Origin of the sequence: Corynebacterium lemuris, from assembly GCF_024919295.1 — a bacterium.
Classification (GTDB): domain Bacteria; phylum Actinomycetota; class Actinomycetes; order Mycobacteriales; family Mycobacteriaceae; genus Corynebacterium; species Corynebacterium lemuris.
In genome coordinates this window covers 1-22,447 of the sequence record NZ_JANWTC010000018.1, presented here as the reverse complement: position 1 = coordinate 22,447, position 22,447 = coordinate 1, and the positions used below count along the sequence as shown (strand labels likewise).

19 protein-coding genes are annotated in these 22,447 nt (G+C 67.9%); 12 read left to right on the top strand and 7 right to left on the bottom strand.

Going from position 1 to position 22,447, the window contains the following annotated elements; genetic code table 11:
- The first annotated feature begins 5 nt into the window (after positions 1–5).
- Positions 6–1,523, top strand: coding sequence for a leucyl aminopeptidase (locus NYP18_RS14155; protein ID WP_259428845.1), 1,518 nt, complete (start codon positions 6–8; stop codon positions 1,521–1,523).
- Positions 1,524–1,620: 97 nt separating this feature from the next.
- On the opposite strand, the gene NYP18_RS14150 is transcribed toward NYP18_RS14155, so the two are convergent.
- On the bottom strand, positions 1,621–2,013 hold the full coding sequence (locus tag NYP18_RS14150; RefSeq protein ID WP_259428844.1) for an oxidoreductase: 393 nt from the start codon (positions 2,011–2,013) through the stop codon (positions 1,621–1,623).
- A 126-nt stretch (positions 2,014–2,139) separates the two neighbouring features.
- Between NYP18_RS14150 and sucB the strand changes: the two genes are divergently transcribed.
- The 8 genes from sucB to NYP18_RS14110 all read left to right on the top strand — a co-directional run bounded on the left by sucB (position 2,140) and on the right by NYP18_RS14110 (position 13,251).
- The gene (gene sucB, locus NYP18_RS14145) at positions 2,140–4,164 is read left to right on the top strand and encodes a 2-oxoglutarate dehydrogenase, E2 component, dihydrolipoamide succinyltransferase (protein WP_259428843.1); all 2,025 of its coding nucleotides are present in this window, start codon (positions 2,140–2,142) and stop codon (positions 4,162–4,164) included.
- Positions 4,165–4,294: 130 nt separating this feature from the next.
- Positions 4,295–7,168, top strand: a complete 2,874-nt coding sequence (gene gcvP, locus NYP18_RS14140; RefSeq protein ID WP_259428842.1) for an aminomethyl-transferring glycine dehydrogenase — start codon at positions 4,295–4,297, stop codon at positions 7,166–7,168.
- Positions 7,169–7,171: 3 nt separating this feature from the next.
- On the top strand, positions 7,172–8,275 hold the full coding sequence (gene gcvT, locus NYP18_RS14135; protein ID WP_259428840.1) for a glycine cleavage system aminomethyltransferase GcvT: 1,104 nt from the start codon (positions 7,172–7,174) through the stop codon (positions 8,273–8,275).
- Between the two features lie 143 nt (positions 8,276–8,418).
- Positions 8,419–8,808 carry a glycine cleavage system protein GcvH gene (gene gcvH / locus NYP18_RS14130; RefSeq protein ID WP_259428839.1) on the top strand — a complete coding sequence of 130 codons (390 nt, stop codon included), beginning with the start codon at positions 8,419–8,421 and terminating at the stop codon, positions 8,806–8,808.
- A 38-nt stretch (positions 8,809–8,846) separates the two neighbouring features.
- Positions 8,847–9,611, top strand: coding sequence for a lipoyl(octanoyl) transferase LipB (gene lipB / locus NYP18_RS14125; protein ID WP_259428838.1), 765 nt, complete (start codon positions 8,847–8,849; stop codon positions 9,609–9,611).
- A gap of 43 nt (positions 9,612–9,654) precedes the next feature.
- On the top strand, positions 9,655–10,698 hold the full coding sequence (gene lipA / locus NYP18_RS14120; protein WP_259428837.1) for a lipoyl synthase: 1,044 nt from the start codon (positions 9,655–9,657) through the stop codon (positions 10,696–10,698).
- A gap of 33 nt (positions 10,699–10,731) precedes the next feature.
- Complete coding sequence (locus tag NYP18_RS14115; protein WP_259428836.1) at positions 10,732–11,520, top strand: DUF4191 domain-containing protein; 789 nt, start codon at positions 10,732–10,734, stop codon at positions 11,518–11,520.
- Between the two features lie 111 nt (positions 11,521–11,631).
- Positions 11,632–13,251 carry an aspartate:alanine exchanger family transporter gene (locus tag NYP18_RS14110; RefSeq protein WP_259428835.1) on the top strand — a complete coding sequence of 540 codons (1,620 nt, stop codon included), beginning with the start codon at positions 11,632–11,634 and terminating at the stop codon, positions 13,249–13,251.
- Positions 13,252–13,607: 356 nt separating this feature from the next.
- Here the strand turns inward: NYP18_RS14110 and NYP18_RS14105 are convergent, their stop codons facing one another.
- On the bottom strand, positions 13,608–14,084 hold the full coding sequence (locus NYP18_RS14105) for an RDD family protein (protein WP_259428834.1): 477 nt from the start codon (positions 14,082–14,084) through the stop codon (positions 13,608–13,610).
- A 179-nt stretch (positions 14,085–14,263) separates the two neighbouring features.
- Here NYP18_RS14105 and glnA point away from each other — a divergent pair, with 179 nt between their 5' ends.
- Positions 14,264–15,700, top strand: coding sequence for a type I glutamate--ammonia ligase (gene glnA / locus NYP18_RS14100; RefSeq protein ID WP_259428833.1), 1,437 nt, complete (start codon positions 14,264–14,266; stop codon positions 15,698–15,700).
- 79 nt (positions 15,701–15,779) lie between these two features.
- Here the strand turns inward: glnA and NYP18_RS14095 are convergent, their stop codons facing one another.
- The gene (locus tag NYP18_RS14095) at positions 15,780–16,847 is read right to left on the bottom strand and encodes a glycoside hydrolase family 5 protein (protein WP_259428832.1); all 1,068 of its coding nucleotides are present in this window, start codon (positions 16,845–16,847) and stop codon (positions 15,780–15,782) included.
- 123 nt (positions 16,848–16,970) lie between these two features.
- On the opposite strand from NYP18_RS14095, the gene NYP18_RS14090 reads away from it, so the two are divergent.
- A complete protein-coding gene (locus NYP18_RS14090; RefSeq protein WP_259428831.1) occupies positions 16,971–18,230 on the top strand; it encodes a lipase family protein in 1,260 nt (419 codons plus the stop codon).
- 11 nt (positions 18,231–18,241) lie between these two features.
- The gene (locus NYP18_RS14085) at positions 18,242–18,463 is read left to right on the top strand and encodes a hypothetical protein (RefSeq protein WP_259428830.1); all 222 of its coding nucleotides are present in this window, start codon (positions 18,242–18,244) and stop codon (positions 18,461–18,463) included.
- On the opposite strand, the gene NYP18_RS14080 is transcribed toward NYP18_RS14085, so the two are convergent.
- The 4 genes from NYP18_RS14080 to NYP18_RS14065 all read right to left on the bottom strand — a co-directional run bounded on the left by NYP18_RS14080 (position 18,414) and on the right by NYP18_RS14065 (position 22,311).
- Complete coding sequence (locus NYP18_RS14080; RefSeq protein WP_259428829.1) at positions 18,414–19,253, bottom strand: sigma-70 family RNA polymerase sigma factor; 840 nt, start codon at positions 19,251–19,253, stop codon at positions 18,414–18,416. The genes NYP18_RS14085 and NYP18_RS14080 overlap by 50 nt on opposite strands.
- Positions 19,250–19,669, bottom strand: a complete 420-nt coding sequence (locus tag NYP18_RS14075; RefSeq protein ID WP_259428828.1) for a carboxymuconolactone decarboxylase family protein — start codon at positions 19,667–19,669, stop codon at positions 19,250–19,252. The genes NYP18_RS14080 and NYP18_RS14075 overlap by 4 nt, the downstream gene beginning before the upstream one ends.
- Positions 19,670–19,748: 79 nt before the next feature.
- Entirely contained in the window at positions 19,749–20,615 is an 867-nt protein-coding gene (locus NYP18_RS14070) for an SGNH/GDSL hydrolase family protein (RefSeq protein ID WP_259428827.1), read from the bottom strand.
- A 25-nt stretch (positions 20,616–20,640) separates the two neighbouring features.
- The gene (locus NYP18_RS14065; RefSeq protein ID WP_259428826.1) at positions 20,641–22,311 is read right to left on the bottom strand and encodes an alpha/beta hydrolase; all 1,671 of its coding nucleotides are present in this window, start codon (positions 22,309–22,311) and stop codon (positions 20,641–20,643) included.
- Positions 22,312–22,447: the final 136 nt, after the last annotated feature.

Sequence of the window (22,447 nt, the reverse complement as noted above, 5' to 3'; positions counted from 1 at the left end):
TTTTCATGGCGAACCCCACGTTCACCCTTCCCGCACGCGGTGCCACCCCGGAGCTGAAACTGTCGAAGAAGGCCCCGAAGTCCCCCGACGCGCTCGTGGTGCCGGTGCTCAAGGGTGAGGAGGGGCCGGAGCTGCCCGCTTCCGCACTGCTTGACGACACCGCCCTGCGCAACGTCCTCAACTCCCTCACCGCCGTCGGTGCGACCGGCAAGGCCTGCGAGGTCACCCGCATCCCGGCCCCGGAGGGCGTGGCCGCCGATTCCGTCATCGCCGTCGGCCTGGGTGATCCGGAGGAGCTGACCGACGAGATCGTCCGCCGCGCCGCCGGCACCGTCGCCCGCGCTCTGTCCGGACTGGAGACCGTGGCCACCACCCTCGGTGTCTTCGGTCTGGCTGCGGCCGTCGAGGGCATCGCCCTGGGCGCCTACAACTACCGCGGCATCCGCAGCGAGTCGAAGGACAGCGGCAACGGCAACGGCACGGTGGGCAAGGTCGTCTTCGTGTCCGACGAGAAGTCCGCCACCGCGGAGTTCGAGACCGCCCGCATCACCGCCGAGGCTGTGCTGCTGGCCCGCGACCTGGTGAACACCCCCTCCTCCCATCTCTACCCCGAGTCCTACGCCGCAATCCTCGCGGAGCAGGCCGAGGAGGCCGGCCTCGTGGTCGAGGTGCTCGAGGAGAAGGCCCTGAAGAAGGGCGGCTTCGGCGGCATCCTCGCCGTCGGTCAGGGCTCCGAACGTGGCCCGCGTCTGGTGCGCCTGAGCTGGACCCCGAAGAAGAAGGCGAAGAAGTCCGTGGCCCTGGTGGGCAAGGGCATCACCTTCGACACCGGCGGCATCTCCATCAAGCCGGCCGCCTCCATGGAGAACATGGTCTCCGACATGGGTGGTTCCGCGGCCGTCGCCGCCACGGTCATCGCCGCTGCCCGCCTCAACCTGCCGGTGAAGATCACCGCAACCATGCCGCTGGCGGAGAACATGCCCGACGGCAGGGCGCTGCGCCCGGGTGATGTGATCACCCACTACGGCGGCACCACCTCCGAGATCATCAACACCGACGCTGAAGGCCGCCTCGTGCTGGCCGATGCCCTGACCTACGCCTCCGAGGACAAGCCGGACTACCTGATCGAGACGGCCACACTCACCGGCGCCCAGATGGTCGCCCTCGGTGTGCGCACCTCCGGTGTCATGGGTTCCGAGGAGCTGCGTGACCGTCTCGCCGCCACCGGCCGCAGTGTCGGCGAGCCCGCCTGGGCGATGCCGCTGCTGGAGGAGCAGGAGGAGGAGCTGAAGTCCCCGGTCGCTGACATCCGCAACGCCCACCCCAACCGCTGGGGTGGGATGGAGTTCGCCGCACTGTACCTCTCCCGTTTCATCGGTGAGGGCATCGAGTGGGCGCATGTGGACATCGCCGGCCCCTCCTACAACACCGGTGGCGTGCACGGCTACACCCCGAAGCGTGCGAGCGGTGTGCCGGTGCGTACCTTCCTGGCGCTGCTGACGGAGATCGCCGAGGAGAGCTAGCCTCCCCGCGCGGGAAAACCCTCCACAGAACCGACCCGGGCGCAGGTTCCCGCGGCCGGTTCTGCGGAGGGTTTTCCGCGCTCATCCACGTCCCGCCTCAGTCCGGGAGTTCACCCCTGTCGAAGGCGGCCCGCCGGCGGCGCTGCTCCTCCCGCTTGCGCAGGATCCGGTCGCGTTCGATGCGTTCGCGCATGCGCTGGGGGTAACCGGTCTCCTCGACGTCGTAGATGGACACGCCGAGGAGTTTCACGATGGCGTCGATGCCCTTCGGTCCGCCGATGCGGCGGCGGGTGAACTCCCCGTTTTCGTCGACGAGTACGACGGACATCTCGTTGACCACCGTCTCCGGCTCCACGAAGGCCTCGACGAAGGCCCGGCCGGCCGCCCACTGCCGGAGGTGGTCGGCGTCCGCCGGGCGGATGGTGTCCCCTGGGGCTCTGGGGGGTCGGAGACCCGACCGTGATTTGTTGCGACCGAATAGATTGAACACGCTTTACAATTGTAGGAGCAATGAAACTCCGTACGGGAACCTCGGTGACACCCACCTGAGTAAACCCGGTACGCTTAGGGCCATTAGCTATCGACATACTTACGACTTTCGAGGAGTCAGAACAACATGGCGTTCTCCGTAGAGATGCCCGAACTGGGCGAATCCGTCACCGAAGGCACCATTACCCAGTGGCTGAAGCAGGTGGGTGACCGAGTCGAGGTCGACGAGCCGCTGCTCGAGGTCTCCACCGACAAGGTCGACACCGAGATCCCCTCCCCGGTGGCCGGTGTGCTGCTGGAGATCAAGGCTGAGGAGGACGACACCGTTGACGTCGGTGGCGTGATCGCCGTCATCGGTGAGGAGGGTGACGCCCCGGCCGCTGAGGAGGCTCCCGCTGCTGAGGAGGCCCCCGCCGAGGAGGCGAAGGAGGAGCCGAAGGCTGCCCCGAAGGCCGCTTCCGGTGCCGCCACCGATGTTGAGATGCCGGAGCTGGGCGAATCCGTCACCGAGGGCACCATCACCCAGTGGCTGAAGTCCGTCGGCGACACCGTCGAGGTTGACGAGCCGCTGCTCGAGGTCTCCACCGACAAGGTCGACACCGAGATCCCCTCCCCCGTCGCCGGCACCCTGGTCGAGATCCTCGCCGACGAGGATGACACCGTCGACGTCGGTGCCGTGATCGCCCGTATCGGTGACGCTGACGCCGCTGGCTCCGGGGAGGTCCCCTCGGAGGCTGCCATCGAGGAGGCCGAGTCCAAGGACGAGAACGAGACCGTCGAGGAGGCCGCACCGGCTTCCGAGCCGGCCGCCGAGTCCGCCGGTTCCGAGGACGCCACTGATGTCGAGATGCCGGAGCTGGGCGAGTCCGTCACCGAGGGCACCATCACCCAGTGGCTGAAGTCCGTCGGCGACACCGTCGAGGTTGACGAGCCGCTGCTCGAGGTCTCCACCGACAAGGTCGACACCGAGATCCCCTCCCCCGTCGCCGGCACCCTGGTCGAGATCCTCGCCGACGAGGATGACACCGTCGACGTCGGCGCCGTGATCGCCCGTGTCGGTTCCGCCGCCGCGAAGAAGGCTGCCCCGGCTGCCGAGAAGCCGGCCCCGAAGGCCGAGCCGAAGCAGGAGGCCCCCAAGGCTGAGGCCCCGAAGTCTGAGCCGAAGGCCGAGCCGGCCCCGGCTGCCGAGAAGCCGGCCGCGAAGGTCAACAACGAGAACGTCCCGTACGTCACCCCGCTGGTCCGCAAGCTCGCTGACAAGCACGGCGTTGATCTGAACAACGTCCAGGGCACCGGCGTCGGCGGCCGCATCCGCAAGCAGGACGTCCTGGCTGCCGCCGAGGGTGGTGCACAGGCCGCTCCGGCTGCCGCCGCCCCGAAGGGTGAGCGCGCGAACTGGTCCAGCAAGTCCGTGGACCCGGCGAAGGCTGAGCTGATCGGCACGACCGAAAAGGTCAACCGCATCCGTGAGATCACCGCCGCCACCATGCTGCGTTCGCTGCAGACCTCCGCCCAGCTGACCCATGTCCAGGAAGTGGACATGACCCGCGTCGCGGAGCTGCGCAAGAAGGTCAAGAACGATTTCATCGCCAAGCACGGTGCGAACCCGACCTACCTGGCGTTCATCGTCAAGGCTGCCGCGGAGGCCCTGGTCTCCCACCCGAACGTCAACGCGTCCTACAACGCGGAGACCAAGGAGATGACCTACCACGCGGACGTCAACATCGGCATCGCCGTGGACACCCCGCAGGGTCTGCTGGTACCGGTGATCAAGAAGGCGCAGGAGAAGACCCTGCCGGAGATCGCCGCCGCCATCGTCGACCTGGCCGACCGCGCCCGCAACCGCAAGCTGCGTCCGGACGATCTGTCCGGTGGCACCTTCACGGTGACCAACATCGGTTCCGAGGGTGCGCTGCTGGATACCCCGGTGCTCTCCCCGCCGCAGGCCGGCATCCTGGGCACCGCGGCCATCGAGAAGCGCCCGGTCGTGGTCACCGACGACGGTGTGGACTCGATCGCCATCCGCCAGATGTGCTACCTGCCGTTCACCTACGACCACCAGGTCGTCGACGGTGCCGACGCAGGCCGCTTCATCACCACCATCAAGGATCGCCTGGAGACCGCGGACTTCGACTCCGACCTGGCTCTCTAGCCCTCCCCCGGTGAACTGGCACCGCCGTCCGACCTCTCCTGGTCGGGCGGCGGTTTCGTTTTCCCACCCCAGGTGTGGCGGGGGTCATACAATGGGTGACACAGTTCCCGCACCGAGGAGTCGACCCGCCATGGACCTGCCCCCGATCACCGATCCTGCCTCCTACCTGGCCCGGCACACCGGTCCGGACGCCGCCGAGGAGCAGACCATGCTGGCCCGGGTGGGTTTCTCCTCGCTCGACGAGCTTGTCGACGCCGCCCTCCCCACCGACATCCGCGTCACCGCCCGGCCGCAGACCGGCCCGCCGCTGTCGGAGACGCAGACCCAGGCGCGGCTGCGGGCCTACGCCGCCCAGAACACGGTGCTGCGGGCCTTCTACGGGCAGGGTTTCTCCGACACGGTCACCCCGCCGGTGATCCGCCGCGGGGTGGTGGAGAATCCGGGCTGGTACACCGCCTACACGCCGTACCAGCCGGAGATCTCCCAGGGGCGGCTGGAGGCGCTGCTGGCCTTCCAGACGATGGTCTCGGAGCTGACGGGCCTGCCGGTGGCGAACGCCTCGCTGCTGGATGAGGCCTCGGCCGTCGCGGAGGCGGTGGGGCTGATGTCGCGGGCCCGGAAGAAGGGCCGGAAGGTGGTGCTGGATGCCCGCCTGCACCCGCAGGTCCTCGGGGTGGCGGCGGAGCGGGCCCGGGCCATCGACCTGGAGGTGGAGATCACCTCCCTGGCCTCCGAGCTGGTGGGTGAGGACCTGTGCGGGGTGGTCATCGCCTATCCCGCGACTGATGGTGAGGTCAGTGATCCTTCGTCGGTGATCCGCGCGATCCACGACCGCGGCGGGCTGGCCACGGTGGTCACCGACCCGCTCTCCCTGCTGCTGTTGGAGTCCCCCGGCGATCTGGGTGCGGATATCGCGGTGGGCAATTCCCAGCGTTTCGGGGTGCCGCTGTTCTACGGTGGCCCGCATGCGGCGTACATGGCGGTCACCGACGAGCTCAAGCGGCAGCTGCCGGGCCGGCTGGTGGGGGTCTCCATCGACGCGGAGGGGGCGCCGGCCTACCGCCTGGCGTTGCAGACCCGTGAGCAGCACATCCGCCGGGAACGCGCGACCTCCAACATCTGCACCGCGCAGGCGCTGCTGGCGGTCACAGCGGCGATGTACGCCGTCCACCACGGCCCGGAGGGGCTGCGGGCGATCGCGGAGCGGGTCCATGACCGGGCGGCCTCCTTCGCCGCCACTGTGCGGGAGACCGGCCCCGAGCTGCTTCACGACGCCTTCTTCGACACCGTCGCCGTCCGCGTGCCGGGCCGGGCACAGGAGGTGGTGGACCGACTCGCGGAGGAGGGCTACCTGGTGCGCCCCATCAACATGGACATTGTGGGGGTCTCCTTCGGTGAATCTGCCACGGAGGAGGATGTGGCCCGGCTGGCCGCCGCCTTCGGCGCCGGAGAGGTGCGCATGGGTGAGCCGTGCATCCCGGCGGCGGTGGCACGCCGCACGCCGACGCTGACGCACCCGATCTTCCGGACCATCCACTCCGAGACCCAGATGATGCGCTACCTGCGCACCCTGGCGGACAGGGATCTCGCGCTGGACCGCACGATGATCCCGCTGGGTTCGTGCACGATGAAGCTCAACCCCACCGCCGGGATGGAGACGATCACCTGGCCGGAGTTCGCCGACATCCACCCCTACGCCCCCGACCGGCAGGCCCGCGGCTGGCTTGCGCTCATCGGGGAACTGGAGGGCTGGCTCGCCGAGCTGACCGGCTACGCCGCGGTCTCCGTGCAGCCCAACGCCGGCTCCCAGGGTGAGCTCGCCGGCCTGCTGGCCATCCGGCGCTACCACCTGGCCAACGGGGACACCGACCGGGACATCTGCCTCGTACCGGCCTCGGCCCACGGCACCAACGCGGCCTCCGCGACGCTGGCGAATCTGCGCGTGGTGGTCATCGCCACCGCCGAGGACGGCTCCATCGACCTGGCCGACCTGGATACGAAACTCGCTGAGCACGGCCCGGCTGTTGCCGCGATCATGATCACCTACCCCTCCACCCACGGTGTCTTCGAGGAGACCGTCCGGGAGGTCTGCGATAAGGTCCACGCCGTCGGCGGGCAGGTCTACATCGACGGCGCCAACATGAACGCCATGACCGGCCTGGCCCAGCCCGGCCGGTTCGGCGGGGACGTCTCCCATCTCAACCTGCACAAGACCTTCACCATCCCCCACGGTGGTGGCGGGCCCGGGGTGGGGCCGGTGGCGGTCGCCGAGCACCTCGTGCCCTTCCTGCCGGCTGACCCGGCGCGGGCGGACGCCACCCGTGCGGTCGAAGGTCGGGCGGGTGTGCCGATCTCCTCGACGAAATACGGCTCGGCCGGGGTGCTGCCCATCTCGTGGGCCTACATCGCGATGATGGGCTCGGAGGGGCTGGCGCGGGCGTCGGCAAGCGCGATCCTGTCGGCCAACTACATCGCACGTGAGCTGCAGGACTCCTTCCCCGTGCTCTACACCGGGCGCAACGGTCTGGTCGCGCACGAATGCATCCTCGACCTGCGGGGGCTGACGCAGGAATCCGGGGTGACGGCCGCCGATGTGGCCAAACGCCTCATCGACTTCGGCTTCCACGCCCCCACCCTGTCCTTCCCCGTCGCCGGCACTCTCATGGTCGAGCCGACCGAATCGGAGGACCTGGCCGAACTCGACCGCTTCATCGAGGCGATGCGCACCATCCGGGCGGAGATCCAGGAGATCCTCGACGGCCATGTCACCTACGAGGACTCCGTGCTGCGCCACGCCCCCTACACCGCCTGGAGCGTCTCCCGGGACGACTGGGACCACGCCTTCACCCGCCAGCAGGCCGCCTGGCCCGTGCCGGGGTTGCGCCGGACGAAGTACTTCCCGCCGGTGCGCCGCCTCGACGAGGCCTACGGTGACCGCAACCTCGTCTGCTCCTGCCCACCGCCCGAGGCCTTCGACTTCACCGCCACCCCCGAGGAGAGCTGAGCCATGTCCGAGCTGCACAACAGCCCCCTGCACGACCGCCACGAGAAACTGGGCGCCACCTTCACCCCCTTCGGACCGTGGAACATGCCCCTGAAATACGGCAGTGAACTCGACGAACACCGCGCTGTGCGTACCGCCGCCGGACTGTTCGACCTCTCCCACATGGGCGAGATCCGCATCACCGGTGAGCAGGCCGGCGAGTACCTGGATCACGCGTTCATCTCCACGCTGTCGACCATGCCGGTGCACAAGGCGAAATACACCATGCTCGTCGACGACGAGGGCGGCATCCTCGACGACCTGCTCATCTACCGCCTCGGCGAGACCGAGTTCCTCGCCGTGCCCAACGCCGGCAACACCGACGTGGTGTGGGCCGCGATGCGGGCACGGTCCAAGGGCTGGTCGGTGGAACTGAAGAACGAATCCGACCACACCGTGCTGCTGGCCCTGCAGGGGCCGCGGGCGCAGGAGATCCTGTTGCGGATCGTTTCCGAACAGCACAAACACCTCGTCGAGGAGCTGAAGTACTACACCTGCGCCGTCGTGGAGGTCTACGGCAGGAAGATGCTGTGTGCACGTACCGGTTACACCGGGGAGGACGGCTTCGAGCTCTACACCGACCCGGTCCAGGGCAGGGCCACCTGGGATGCGCTGCTGGAGTGCGGTACCGGCGCAGGCCTGGTGCCCGCCGGGCTGGCCGCCCGGGACTCGCTGCGTCTGGAGGCCGGCCTGTCCCTCTACGGCAACGAGCTGGGCCTGGACATCACCCCCGTGGAGGCGGGCATGGCCGTGGCCTTCGGGAAGAAGGAGGCCGATTTCGTGGGCCGTTCCGTACTGATGGACCGGGAGCCCACCTCCCGGATCGTGGGACTCAAGGGCCTGGGGCGGCGGGCGGCGCGGGCAGGTTCCGAGGTGTGGCTGGGCGATGAACTGGTCGGGCACGTCACCTCCGGTCAGCCCTCCCCCACCCTGGGTTACCCGGTGGCCCTGGCCCGGCTGCGTCCCGACGTTGCGGAGGAGGGTGCGCAACTGGAGGTGGATATCCGCGGTAAGCGCCACCCCGTCGAGATCGTGGCCACGCCGTTCTACCGGCGGGCCGGGAAGTAGGAGGTGTGGGCCGCCACCTGGGGTGCCTGAATATCTCTGCGCGGGACCGGCCACCCGCCCCGCCCGAAACCCCCGCGCCGCACCGGCCACTCTCCTAGAATCAAGCCCGTGTCCACCCCGCTACCGGAAAGGCCCTGACCATCATGTCCATGCTGCCTGAGAACTACTCCTATTCCGAGGATCATGAGTGGATCGACTCCACCCCGGAGGCCGCCGTCGGCGCGACCGTGAAGGTGGGCATCACCTCCGTGGCCACCGAGCGTCTGGGTGAGGTCGTCTACGCCGAATTGCCGGCTGTCGGCGACACGGTCACGGCCGGGGAACCCTGCGGTGAGGTGGAGTCCACCAAGTCCGTCTCCGATCTCTACTCCCCGGTCACGGGCACGGTCTCAGCGGTCAATGAGGCGGTGCACGACGACTACGCGGTGATCAACTCCGATCCTTTCGGTGCGGGTTGGCTCTTCAGCGTGGATGTGGCGGAGGTCGGTGAGCTGATGACGGCGGCGGAGTACGCCGCCGCGAACGGTGTCTAGACAACATATGCGGGGTTCGGGGTAGCCTGTACCCCAATATGTCTGCACCACGTGAACCCTTCTTCCCCGCCGACCGTTCGATCCGGGCGGATGGCGCGCCCCTTCAGATCCGCCGCCTCGGGCTGGTGGATTACCGGGAGTCCTGGGAGCTGCAGGCGGAGCTCGCGAAGCAGCGGGCCGCCGGTGAGATCGGCGACCAGGTCCTCATCCTGGAGCACCCCAGTGTGTACACCGCGGGGAAGCGCACCCAGCCCTCCGACCGTCCCGCCAACGGCCAGCCGGTGGTGGATGTGGACCGTGGTGGTCGCATCACCTGGCACGGGGAGGGTCAGCTGGTGGCCTACCCCATCATCAAACTCGCCGACCCGGTGGATGTGGTCGACTATGTCCGCCGCCTCGAAGAGGCGTTGATTGCGGCGGTGCGTGGGGTGGGTGCCGATAAGGCAGGGCGCATTGACGGCCGTTCTGGTGTCTGGGTTCCCGCCTCCGATACCCGCCGCGACCGGAAGATCGCTGCGCTGGGTATCCGTATCACCCGCGGGGTGACGATGCACGGCCTGGCGCTCAACTGCTCCAACACACTGGAGTTCTACGAGCACATTGTGGCCTGCGGCATCGACGATGCCGACGTGACCACCCTCAGTCTGGAGCTGGGCCGTGAGGTCACGGTGGCGGAGATGACGGCGCCGCTTCTCGACGCCCTCGACGCCGCCCTCGCCGGGCGGCTCAAGGTCGCCGACCACACTTTCGCGGAAGCACCTGATCCGACGAAAATCCCCCAGGTCCCTGCCCCCCAGGGCTGACCTGGTCATTTACGCCTATTAATAAAGAGAGTAGGGTGATGGTGTGACTATCGCACCTGAAGGACGCAAGCTGCTGCGGGTGGAGAAACGCAACGCGCAGACCCCCATCGAGACCAAGCCGCGGTGGATCCGCAACGCGGTGAAAACCGGCCCCGAATACGAGGACATGAAGAAGCGGGTGGCCGGCGCCGGCCTGCACACCGTGTGCCAGGAGGCCGGCTGCCCCAACATCCACGAGTGCTGGGAATCCCGCGAGGCGACGTTCCTCATCGGCGGTGCGAACTGCTCCCGCCGCTGTGACTTCTGCCAGATCAACTCGGCCAAGCCGGACCCGCTGGACCGCGATGAGCCGCGCCGTGTGGCCGAATCCGTCCGCGAGATGGAACTGAACTACTCCACCATCACCGGTGTGACCCGTGATGATCTCGAGGATGAGGGCGCCTGGCTCTATGCCGAGGTCGTCCGTCAGATCCACGCTCTCAACCCGAACACCGGCGTGGAGAACCTCGTCCCGGACTTCTCCGGCCGCCCGGAGCTGCTCCAGGAGGTCTTCGAGTCCCGTCCGGAGGTCTTCGCCCACAACGTGGAGACGGTGCCGCGCATCTTCAAGCGCATCCGCCCGGCCTTCCGCTACGAACGTTCCCTCGACGTGATCCGCCAGGCCCGTGACTTCGGCCTGATCACCAAGTCGAACCTCATCCTGGGCATGGGTGAGACCCCGGAGGAGATCCGCGAGTCGCTGACCGACCTGCATTCCGCGGGTTGCGACATCATCACCATCACCCAGTACCTGCGCCCCGGCCCGATGTTCCACCCGATCGACCGTTGGGTGAAGCCGGAGGAGTTCGTCGAGCACAAGAACTTCGCCGAGGAGCTCGGTTTCGGTGCCGTCATGTCCGGCCCGCTGGTGCGTTCCTCCTACCGTGCGGGGCGCCTCTACTCCGAGGCCATGGCCGCCCGTGGTCTGGAGGTACCGGACAACCTCAAGCACCTGGCCGAGACCTCCCAGGGCAGCACCGATCAGGAGGCCACCACCCTGCTGGCCAAGTACGGCCCCTCGCAGGACACACCGGTCACCTCACGTTAGGACCAACCTGGCACCTCGCCTAGAGTAGAGACCATGGCAGACGACAAGCAGAAGGCGGCCACCAAGGCCGCGAAGGCCGAGGCGAAGGCAGCCAAGCGGGCGAAGCGCAAGCAGACGTGGAGTCAGCTGTGGCAGGCCTTCAACATGCAGCGCAAGCAGGACAAGAAGCTCATCCCGCTGATGGTCCTGGCGATCGTCGGCGTGGCCGCGGCATTCTTCCTCATCGGCCTGGCCTGGGGTGGGCAGTGGTTCATGCTCATCCCGGGCATCGGCCTTGGTTTCGTGCTGGCGATGTTCATCTTCTCCCGCCGTCTCGAGGGTTCCATGTACGAGCGGGTCGGCGACCAGCCGGGTGCCGCCGGCTGGGCCCTGGATAACCTGCGCAACACCGTCGGCATCGTGTGGCACTCCAAGCAGGGTGTCGCGATGAACCGCAGCCTCAGCGCCATCGTCCACCGCGTGGTGGGCAACCCGGGTGTCGTCCTCGTCGCAGAGGGCAGCCCGGCCGCCGCCAAGGATCTGGTCAACCAGCAGAAGCGCCGCCTGGACCGCCTCGCCGGCGATGTCCCGGTCTACGAGATGTACGTCGGTGACGGCGAGGGCCAGGTGCCGCTGAAGAACCTCCAGCGGGAACTGCTCAAGCTGCCGCGCAACTACAAGAAGAATGAGGTCTACTCGGTCAACGCCAGGATCGAGGCAATGGACACCATCGGTTCCGCCGCCCCGGGTGCCGGTCTGCCGAAGGGCCCGATGCCGCGCAACGCCAACCTCTCCGGCATGAACCGGCGGATGCGCCGCGCCAGCGAGCGCCGCTCGAAGTAGCCTCTGCTGCTGCCGGCACGCCACTGACATCCCGCCCATCCCTTCCGGGGAGTGGGCGGGATGTTTTATTTCCACCGCACGTGCCGACCCCGGTTCTGGCACGATGACGTGGTGAACATTTTCGTGGAGAACCCCCTTCTCGCCCTGCTGGTGATCATGACGGTGGGACTGCTCATCGGTCGGATCCGCATCCTGGGTTTCCGTCTCGGGGTGGCCGCCGTCCTCTTCGTCGGACTGGGGATGGCGGCAGTGGAGCCGGAGATACAGATCCCCCCGCTGATCTACGTGGTGGGTCTGTCGCTGTTCGTCTACACCATCGGCCTGGAATCCGGTCACGGCTTCTTTGCCGATCTGCGTTCCAAGGGACTGCGCAACAACGCCCTGGCCGTGGGTATCTTCCTGACGGTCACGGCCGCTGCCTACGGTCTGGTGCGGCTCTTCGACATTGACGCGGTCACGGGTGCCGGCATGTTCACGGGGGCGCTGACGAACACGCCGGCGATGGCCGCGGTCGTCGATACGCTGCCCTCCCTGATCACCGACGCCGGGGAGCTGCGCGCGGCGGAATCCCTGCCGCTGGTGGCCTATTCGCTGGCCTACCCCCTGGGCGTGATCATCGTGATCCTCACCATCGCCGTCGCGGCGAAGGCCTTCCGCGTCGACCACCAGCGCGAGGCCGTCGAACAGGGCGTGGCCGTGCACGAGCTCCACACCCGCCGCATCCGCGTCGACCGCGAAGATCTGGGCACCATCGCGGAGCTGCCGGAGGAACTCGGCCTGGAGGTGATCGTCTCCCGACTGGAGCGCGACGGCACGGAACGTCTACCGGGCAACGGTGCCCGGGCACGGCAGGGGGACGTGCTCTTCGTGGTGGGCACGGAGGAGGTACTCGACCGGGCCACGGGGCTGCTGGGCACGGCCCTGCCGGGGGAACCCTTCCACGGCCACGACCTGGACTACCGGCGGATCTTCGTCTCCAACGAGGACCTGGTGGGCATCCCCCTGGCCCAGCTGCGCCCCCAACTGGCGGGACTGCTGATCACGCGGGTACGCCGCGGCGACCACGACATGGTGGCCGGCCCCGAGACCATCCTGCAGCTGGGCGACCGGGTCCGCGTGGTCGCCGCACACAACCGCATGGACAAGGTCACCCGCCTGTTCGGCGACTCCTACCGGCGCCTGTCCCACGTCAACCTCCTTCCCCTGGTGGCCGGGCTGATGATCGGTGTGGCGCTCGGCATGATCGCCATCCCGCTGCCGGGCGGGGCGGAACTGAAACTCGGCAGTGCCGGCGGGCCACTGGTGGTGGCGCTGGTACTCGGTGCCCTGGGACGCACGGGGCGGATCGTGTGGCAGGTGCCCTACGGGGCGAACCTGGCGCTGCGCCAGCTGGGCATCACGTTGTTCCTCGCTGCGATCGGCACGACCGCCGGGGCGGGTTTCCGTTCCGCGCTCTCGGATCCGACCTCGCTGACGATCATCGGCCTCGGCGCGCTGCTCACCCTGCTCATCTCCGTGCTGGTGCTCGTGGTCGGCCACAAGGTGATGCGCATGTCCTTCGGTGAGACGGCCGGCATCCTGGCGGGCATGCAGACGCATCCGGCGGTGCTGTCCTACGTCAATGACGTGACCCGCAATGATCTGCCGTCGCAGGGCTACACATCGGTGTATCCGGTGTCGATGGTGGCGAAGATCCTCCTGGCCCAGGTGCTGCTCTTTCTGCTGTTCTGAACCTGCCGCCGAAGAATCTTCGGCGCAGACTATTGCCAACGAAAGTGAGCTGGGTTACACTTCAGGTAACGCTTCACCGGATAAAAGAAAACTACAGAGTACCCGATCTGATGCCACGCAAGTGGCGCACGTGAAAGTACACACAATGTAGGTTCGGCTGGAGCTGCAGATCCCGGGTCACCGTCGCGATGACGGAGCCCGGGATCTGAATTTTTGCCACCCTCCCCTGTCAGGACGCTGCCCCGTCTGCTTTATCTGATCAACTCGGGTCCAGGAAACAAGATTTCAGGAAAGAGTTGATCAGAAGTATCCGACGTCAAGGCCCTGGGCGCAGGTCCCCCTCCCCTAGCTGCGGATTAGCTGCGGATGACGGCGGTTCCGGTGGCCCGGTCGTGCAGGCCGCGGCCGTCAGAGTCGACCATCGCGGCCGGCAGGATGAAGGAGGTCAGCAGGGTGCGCGCGACAGCGCGCCAGAGACCCACGCGGGCGCCGCCGACGTCGGTGCGCGCGACGCCCATGCCCAGCAGCTTGTGGCCCGGGGTGCCGGCGAAGAGCCAGCCGCCGATGATACCCAGGAGCATCCAGAAGATGAGGGTGACAGTTGGGGTAGAACCGAGGATGTCGGTGAAGCGGACGAAGGTCATGGCCAGGATCCAGCACATGATCCAGTCGATGGTCACTCCCCCGGCGCGGCGGGCGACGGAGGCCAGGGAGCCCGCCCCGGCCTCTGGGAGACCGAGTTTCTCGCCGGGCCATTTGCCGGGAGCGAAGGGGTCGTCGTGTTCGCCGGGGATCTGGGGGCCGTCGAGCCAGGTGCGCTTGGGGTTCGCCATACACTAGAGACTAGCCGGGGTGGTGCGAGGGGAGAAACAGTGATCCATGTTTCACCTTTTGATAGATCGACAGGTAAAGGTTTAGAATGGTCCGCAGGTACCCGGGGAGTCGTGGACACACCTGTAGACTCGTCCGGAGATACCGCCCGACTGAGCGTCAACCCCACCTAGGAGTCATCGTGGCCTTCAACACCATCGAAGATGTCGTCAAGTTCATCCAGGACGAAAAGGTCGAGTTCGTCGACGTCCGTTTCACGGATGTCCCCGGCACCGAACACCACTTCACCATCCCGGCCGCGATGTTCGATGAGGAGGCCGCCGAGGAGGGCCTCGCCTTCGACGGCTCCTCCATCCGCGGGTTCACCACCATCGACGAATCCGACATGAACCTGCTGCCGGACCTGGCCACCGCGAAGATCGATCCCTTCCGTGAGGCCAAGACCCTGAACATCAAGTTCTTCGTCCATGACCCCTTCACCCGCGAGCCTTTCTCCCGCGACCCGCGCAACGTGGCACGCAAGGCCGAGGAATACCTCGCCTCCACCGGCATCGCCGACGCCTGCTTCTTCGGCGCGGAGGCCGAGTTCTACCTCTTCGACTCCGTCCGTTTCGCCACGGACACCAACTCCGGTTTCTACGAGGTCGACTCCGATGAGGGCTGGTGGAACCGCGGCGCCGACCAGCGCCTCGACGGCCGCCCCAACCTCGGCTACACCAACCGCGTCAAGGGCGGTTACTTCCCGGTGCCGCCCTATGACCAGACCGTGGACATCCGCGACGAGATGGTCCGCCACCTGGCTGCCGCCGGCTACGACATCGAGCGTTTCCACCACGAGGTGGGCACCGGTGGCCAGCAGGAGATCAACTACCGCTTCAACACCCTGCTGCACGCGGCGGATGACCTGCAGTCCTTCAAGTACATCGTGAAGAACACGGCCTTCGCCAACGGCAAGACCGCCACCTTCATGCCCAAGCCGCTGGCCGGCGACAACGGCTCGGGCATGCACGCCCACCAGTCGCTGTGGAAGGACGGCAAGCCGCTGTTCCACGACGAGTCCGGTTACGCCGGCCTGTCCGACATGGCCCGCTACTACATCGGTGGCATCCTCCACCACGCCGGCGCGGTGCTCGCCTTCACCAACCCGACGCTGAACTCCTACCACCGCCTGGTGCCGGGCTTCGAGGCCCCCATCAACCTGGTGTACTCCCAGCGCAACCGCTCCGCCGCGATCCGTATCCCGATCACCGGTTCCAACCCGAAGGCCAAGCGCATCGAGTTCCGCGCCCCCGACCCGTCCGGCAACCCCTACTTCGGTTTCGCCGCGATGATGCTCGCCGGCCTCGACGGCATCAAGAACCGCATCGAGCCGATGGCCCCGGTGGACAAGGACCTCTACGAGCTCCCGCCGGAGGAGGCCGCCGCCATCCCGCAGGCCCCGACATCCCTGGAGGCATCGCTGGCCGCGCTGCAGGAGGACAATGACTTCCTCACCGACGGTGACGTCTTCACCGAGGACCTCATCGACGCGTACATCAAGCTCAAGTACGACAACGAGATCTCCCCGGCCCGCCTGCGCCCGACGCCGCTGGAGTTCGAGCTCTACTACGACTGCTAAACCACCTGCTTATCGACGCCGCGTCCCCCGCCCCGGGTGGCACGGCGTCAGCCGGTGCGGGGTTCAGCCGGTGCGGGGTTCAGCCGCGGCGGGCCTCGGCGATGATGCCCGAGGCCCGCACCTCCGAGAGAGGGTTGCCCCCATAGAGGCTGAGGCGGTCCGCATCCGCCCACTCGCCGGCGCACCAGTGGACCACCGGCAGGCCCCGCAGCGCGGCCTTGCGCAGGTACCAGTCACCGAAGACGTTCCAGTCGGGGCTGTCGTGGGGCCAGCCCAGTTCACCGATGATGCCGGGGGCACCCGCCTTGTCCAGCCAGGCAACGAAGTCGTCGAGCTCCTTGAGTATCCGGGTGTGCCACGCCAGGGGGATGCCGGCCTCGGGGATGGCGTCCGTCCCGGTCGGCGGCAGCCCCTGGACGTAAGTGCGTTCCCCGTAGGTACCCCCGCCTGTGGCGTCCCAGTAGTGGTGGCCGACGTAACGGAAATTCCGGCCGGGGTCGGTGATCCACGGCTCGGGGTTGAACCAGGACCAGTTCCGCAACCCGGACCAGCCGTAACCGGCGACGTGGATCTCGGTGGCGGGGTCGACCTCGCGGATGGCCTCGACCGCGGCCTGGGAGGCGGCCCGCCAGGTCTGCCCGCGCAGCCCGCCGTAGTCGCCCTGGGGTTCGGCGCACAGGTTGTAGATCACCACCGTGGGGTCGTCCCGGAATACTGCGGCCAGCCGGCGCCACAGATCCACGAAAGCCGGCACCCGCAGTTCCCGCTCCCCGAGGGCTGTACGGACCCCGACCCCGTCCACGTCGCGGTAGTACGACCCGTAGTTGTGGATGTCCAGGTTGACCCGGAGGCCGGCCTTCCGGCAGCGCCCGAGGAAGGCCGTGAGACGCCCCAGCTCCACGGCGTCGAGAGCCTGGTACAGCTCCGGCTGGATGCGCTCCCACCGGATCGGCAGCTTGACGGTCCGCCAGCCCCGGGCGGCGAGGAAGTCCATCGACGCCTGCGTGTCGTATTTGTAGTCGGTGCCGTATTTTCCCGGCCTGCGATTGGAGAAGGTGGTCTCCGCCGCGGGGAAACCCACCCCGTATTCGGGTCCGTTGAGGTGCAGCTGGGCCTCCGGGTTCGGGGTTCCGGTGTTGCCAGGCATCGGCTCCTCCTTCAGCTCTCAGCTCGGGGTGACTCCGATGCAGCCCCCGCCAACAGCTGACCAGTCTACCTGTTCTCTTACCGCGGGAAGGACCTGCCGGCCCGCCGCTGTAATCTCATGGATGTGACGGCTCTTCAGCAGCGCCTCCCCTGGTGGCCGGGTGCCCTCCTGGGCGTCCTCAGTCTGGTTCTCGGCGTCATCCTTATCCTGCGTCCCTATCTCTCCCTGGCCGCGCTCCTCATGGTGCTGGCCGTGTCCCTGCTCATCCACGGCGTGTCCCTGCTGCTGCAGCGGCGCTGGACCGGCTTGCTGTGGCTGGCCCTGGGCCTGGCAGGCCTCGTTGTCCCGGGGCTGAGCCTCGCGGTGCTGGCACTGCTGCTCGGCGCGGTGTTGATCATCGAGGCGCTCACCGACGGCACCCGCGCACTGCGGAAGCGTGACTGGGCCGAACTCATGTCCGCCGCCACCTCCCTCATCCTCGGCATTCTGGCCCTGTCCTGGCCGGATGTCACCGTCATCGTCGTGGCCGTCATCTTCGGTGTGCTGCTGGCCAACTTCGGCCTCAGCCGGATCACCGCGGCGATCCGCCGCGCCCGGAACCTCCCCGAGCAGGAGCGCGACCCCCGCCGCAGCACGCTCAAGGCCGCGGTGGGGCTGGGCACCGAGGGCGCACACCCCTATCTCATCGGCCAGGCGGAGGGGCGCAGCGTGCTCGACTCGATCCGCGCTGCCCGGCAGCTCCACGAGACCGACCTCTCCCCCACCTCCGTGATCTGGGGTCATTCCCAGGGCGGGCACGCCGCGCTGTGGGCCGGTGGCCTGGCCGGTTCCTATGCCCCCGAGCTGGCGGTCGCCGGTGTGGCGGCGATGTCCCCGGCGGCGAACCTGCCGGCGCTTTTCGATTCCCTCAATGACTCCGCCATCGGCTCCCTCTTCGGTTCCTTCGCCCTGGCCGCCTACGCTGCGGAGTACCCGGAGATCCACGCCCGCGACTACGTCCGGCCCGGCGCGCGCCTGATGGCCGAGGCGATGAGCCGGCGTTGCCTGAGTGATCCCGCGACGATCGTCTCGGTGGCCACCGCCCTGGTCGGTCGGGAACCGATCTGGGCACCCGATCCGTTGGAAGGCCCGCTGGGTGAGCGTGCTGCGGAGAACGTGCCAACCCTGCTTATCGACGCCCCCGTTCTCATCGCCCAGGGTGCCGATGACACGCTGGTCACCCCGGCGGCCCAAGAGGATTACGTGGAGCGCCGCCGGGCGGCCGGGCAGGAGATCGACTACCGGGTCTTCGGGGACCAGGACCACCTGAGCGTCATCGCCGATGACTCACCGATGATCCCCGAGCTGCGGGAATGGACGCGGGAAAGATTCCTGAACAGATGAAGGAGAACAAAATGACAGAGATGTTCCGACCCCAGAGCACCGCCGAATTGCGGGCCCGCCGGAAGGAACTGGTTGATCAGCTTCTTCCGAGGACGGTCCGGGATCTCCTTGATCTGCGGGCAACCGAGCGCATCACGCTCGAGGATGAGCGGATTCTCGATGAGATCCTCGGCCTCGACTACGTCATCGGCGACATACCTTCGCCGGGTTCTGCTGGATCTGTACCCCGGTGATGCGCCCCTCGGCGACCTCGATGACGACCATGCGCACCTGGTCCTCGGACTCGGCGCGGATGACCGCCCCGCCGACGGCCGGTTCGACGGTGAGTGTGGGCATGCCGAAAGTGCCGATGACGCCGGCCAGGAAACGGGCGACCTTGTCGGCACCGTAGATGGGCCGGCGTGCGGCACGGGTGAGACCGCCGCTGTCGGTCCACAGGACGCAGCCCTCGGAGAGCAGGTGGGTGAGCTGCGCCAGGTCCCCGGTCTGCAGGGCCTGGGCCAGCCCGGCGAGGTCCGCTGCGGGGACGACGGAGCCTCCGGCAGCTTCGGCCCGGGCGAGGCTCTTCCGGGCCCGGGAGGATTTCTGCCGGGTGGCGGCCGGGGTGGAGCCGAGGGCCCCGGCGATGTCGCGGAAGGGTACGTCGAAGACATCGGCGAGCACGAGGATGACCCGGTCGGTGGGTTCAAGTTCCTGGAACATCCGCACCAGGGCCAGGTCTACGGATTCCTGCAGGACCGCACGGTCCTCGGGGCCGGGTTCGTCGAGCACCACGATCTCGGGCAGCCAGGGGCCGATGTAGTCGGTGCGGGCACGCGCCGCGGAGGTGGCGGTGTCAAGCGCGATGCGGGAGGTGATGACGGTGAGCCAGGCGCGGGCGTCGATAAGCTCGGGCGCGGACTGCAGCCGCAGCCAGGCCTCGGAGACGGCGTCCTCGGCGTCGGCCCAGGAGCCGAGGATGTTGTAGGCGATGGCGAGCAGGCGGGGACGCTCACCAAGCCACAGGGTGTCCCGGTCACTCATTTACGTGACAGTACCCCGATGCGGTTCCACATGTTGATGGTCGCGATCGTGGCGATGAGGTCACCGGTGGTCTTCTCCCCCAGCTCAGCGATGACCTCATCGAGCAGGTCCGCGTCGAAGCTGCGGTCGGGAAGGCGGGTGCCGGCGGTGGTGAAGGAGAGGATGAGGTTCTCGCGGGCGTCGAAAAGCTCGTGCGTGGCGGGCCAGGCCTCAAGGGCGTCGACCCAGTCCTGGCCGAGCCCGAGTTTCAGGGCCTCGCGGGAGTGCATGCGAATGCAGTAGCCGCAGCCGTTTACGAAGGAGGCGCGCAGCTTGACCATGATCTTCTCCTGCTTCGGCAGGCTGAGTGTCATCTCCATGGCCACGGCCGCGGCATAGAAGCGTTTGTGGGTCTTCATCAGGTTCAGCTCGCTCATGATGGGCTCCTTGGATTGGGGTGTGGATCCTTCTCACCAGGGAGACGAATGAGCGGCCTGGATTGTGACAAAGTCCGGGTCAGAGCTGCTCCAGCACCGCCTGCGCCATCACCTCCTGGCCGGTGGGTGTGGGGTGCATGGGATAGGCGCCGGTCTCCGAGCCGAAAAAATCCACCCAGCGGTGCTCCGGTTCCGCGCAACCGGTGTGGTTGCCCGCCCGCTCGGGCAGGACCATCTCGGCACCGTGGCGCTGCGCGGCGTCGGCGACGACCCGGTTGATCTGGTCGGTCAGCGTGACCACCCACGCCCGGTCGGGCTGGCTGAGCACGTCGGCCTCGGCGCAGTCATCCTCGGGACCGAGCAACGGCAGGTAGCCGGTGGTGATCACCCGCGCGCCGTCGGAACGCTCGTCGATGGCCTGGTAGACCTCGTCGAGTCGTTCCGGCAGCTGGGTCAGACGGTCGTCGACGGACTGCTGCCAGGTGGGGGCGCAGTCGGAGGGGCGCCCGGCCTGCATGGCTGCGAGGAAGCAGCCGGCCACGTCCCCGAAACCGATGTCGTTGCCGCCGATGGACAGGGTCACCAGGTCGGTGTCCGCACCCAACGCCTCAACCTGGGCCGGGATGGTCTCCTCCCCCGCCTGGCGGGGTTGGAGCAGATCAGCCGTCACCGCCCCCTGGCAGGTGGCGTCCCGGCCGGTGACGCGGGCATCGGAAAGCACCTGCCCGGGATAATTGTCGGCCGAGCGCAGGCAGTACGCGGGGCCCGTGGTGCCTGCCGTGGTGCTGCCCATCGCGGCATAGGAATCACCGAGGGCAACATAGGTGTAGGTGGGCTGGGGCCCGGGTTCGGGTGTCGGCAGGGACTGCGGCTGGGTGCCCCCACCGCCGCAGGCCACCAGGGTGAGGGAGGCCAGGACGGGGATGAGGGCGTGGCGGGTTTTCACACCCCACACCCTAACCGCCGGAGGCCTACCGGAACTCACCCAGCGGCTCCAGGGTGGTGGCGGGATCGCGCAGCAGCGCCTCGACGCGCCGGGTGGACTCCTCGTCCCAGTCCGGAGGATCAAGGATGCCCACCAGGATGCCCACGGCCTCCGAACCGTAGGCGTGGCCGTGGCCGGCGGGCACCCCGGCCGAGAACGCCATGTCGGCGGTGACCTGCCAGAAGGTGACGAACGGCAGCCAGCGCATCGCCGGGTTGATGTCCTCGCCCAACGGCTCCGCCAGCCAGTCCGGCTCGCGCAACAGCAGGTCAAAGGACCACCAGGTGATGGGGTCACTGCCGTGCTGCCAGTAGACGATACGCGGTTGCTCCCACTCGCCGGGCAGCTTGAGGTCCTCGGTCTCCGCGGCGAAGCGGGTGTGTTTCCCCTCGTCGACCACCGGCAGGCACTGCAGGGAACCGGGGTCGCGCTCGGCGGTGATGCGATTCCACGGCTGGGCAAATTCCGGGGTGCCGATGAGCAGGGCACCGTCCAGACGCGAAACCATGTCCTGCTCCGAGGCCGTGGCCCCCTGTGCACCGTAGGAACCGAGACTCTCCCCCATCACCACCAGCTTCGGGCGCTCATCCTCGGGCAACTCGGACCAGACCGCGTAGACCTTCTCCAGCAGGACCCGTCCCGCCTCCAGCGGGGTCTGGCGGTCGGCGATGAAGGCCAGCGGGCTCTGCAGGTGGCTGTACTGCATGCCCGCGATCGCCGAATCTCCGGCGGTGATGTACTCGAGCGAGTCGGCTGCCGCGGAGTTGATCCAGCCGCGCCCGGTGGTGGTGGTCACGAACAGGACGCTGCGGTCGAAGGCGCCGGTGCGCTCCAGCTCGGCGACCACCCCGTCGGCTATCTCAGACACGGTGTCGGCGGAGGTGACCCCGGCGAAAACCCGGACCGGTTCGATGGCCGCACGTCCGGTGACCTCCGTGATCTGCTCCGCCCGCGGCCCGGAGGCGACGAAGGTGCGCCCGTCCCGGCCGAGGCTGTCCCAGGCCTGGAGGGAGGCAGGTGAGCCGGAACGTTCCGGTTCCGACGGCTGTTCCACCCCCTCGCGGGTCTCCTGGTCCACGACGGAGGCGGACCGCTCGGTGACTGCGAGCATGGCGCGGACACCGACGCCGTCGATGAGCAGCCAGCCCACGACCACGACCAGCGCCAACCCGCCGAGACGGGCAACCGGCTGCGGGACGTAGCGGCGTCCCGCCCGGGTCAGGTGGTTGCTCAACGCGGCGAGGCCCCGGCCGGCCTGGATGAGCAGGAGCGCCACCAGGACGGCCAGGAGCAGCACGACGGTGTAGATCATGCGGGAGTCGCTCTCCACGCCGACCAGTTCCCGGCTGATGTGCTGCCAGTGGGCACCCAGCACCGCGAAGAGAGGAATGACCACGGCCGTCACGGCGGCCAGCACCCACCAGCCGATCCGCTGTTGTTTCCGCGAAGGTTGCCAGCTCGCCCCCGCCCAGCGCACGATCCATGCACCGGCCACCCCGAGGCCATAACCGATGGCGATGCTCACGGCGGTGGCCAGAGCCTGCATGTACCACACCCGCGGAAGCAGGGAAGGTGTCAGCGACCAGGTGTAGAAGAGCAGGGCCACGGCCAGGCCCGCCGGGTGGAAATCCCGCAGGTAGTTCAGGAAGCGGTGCATGGGAGCTTCTCTTTTCTTGAGGCACCCGGCAGGCACCCGGCGGCAGGGCGGACCTTCACCCTCTCCCCTGGATGTTATCGCCTGCGACCTGCTTGAGTCCTAAGGGTCGTTGCAACACTTTCCGATGAGAAAGGAT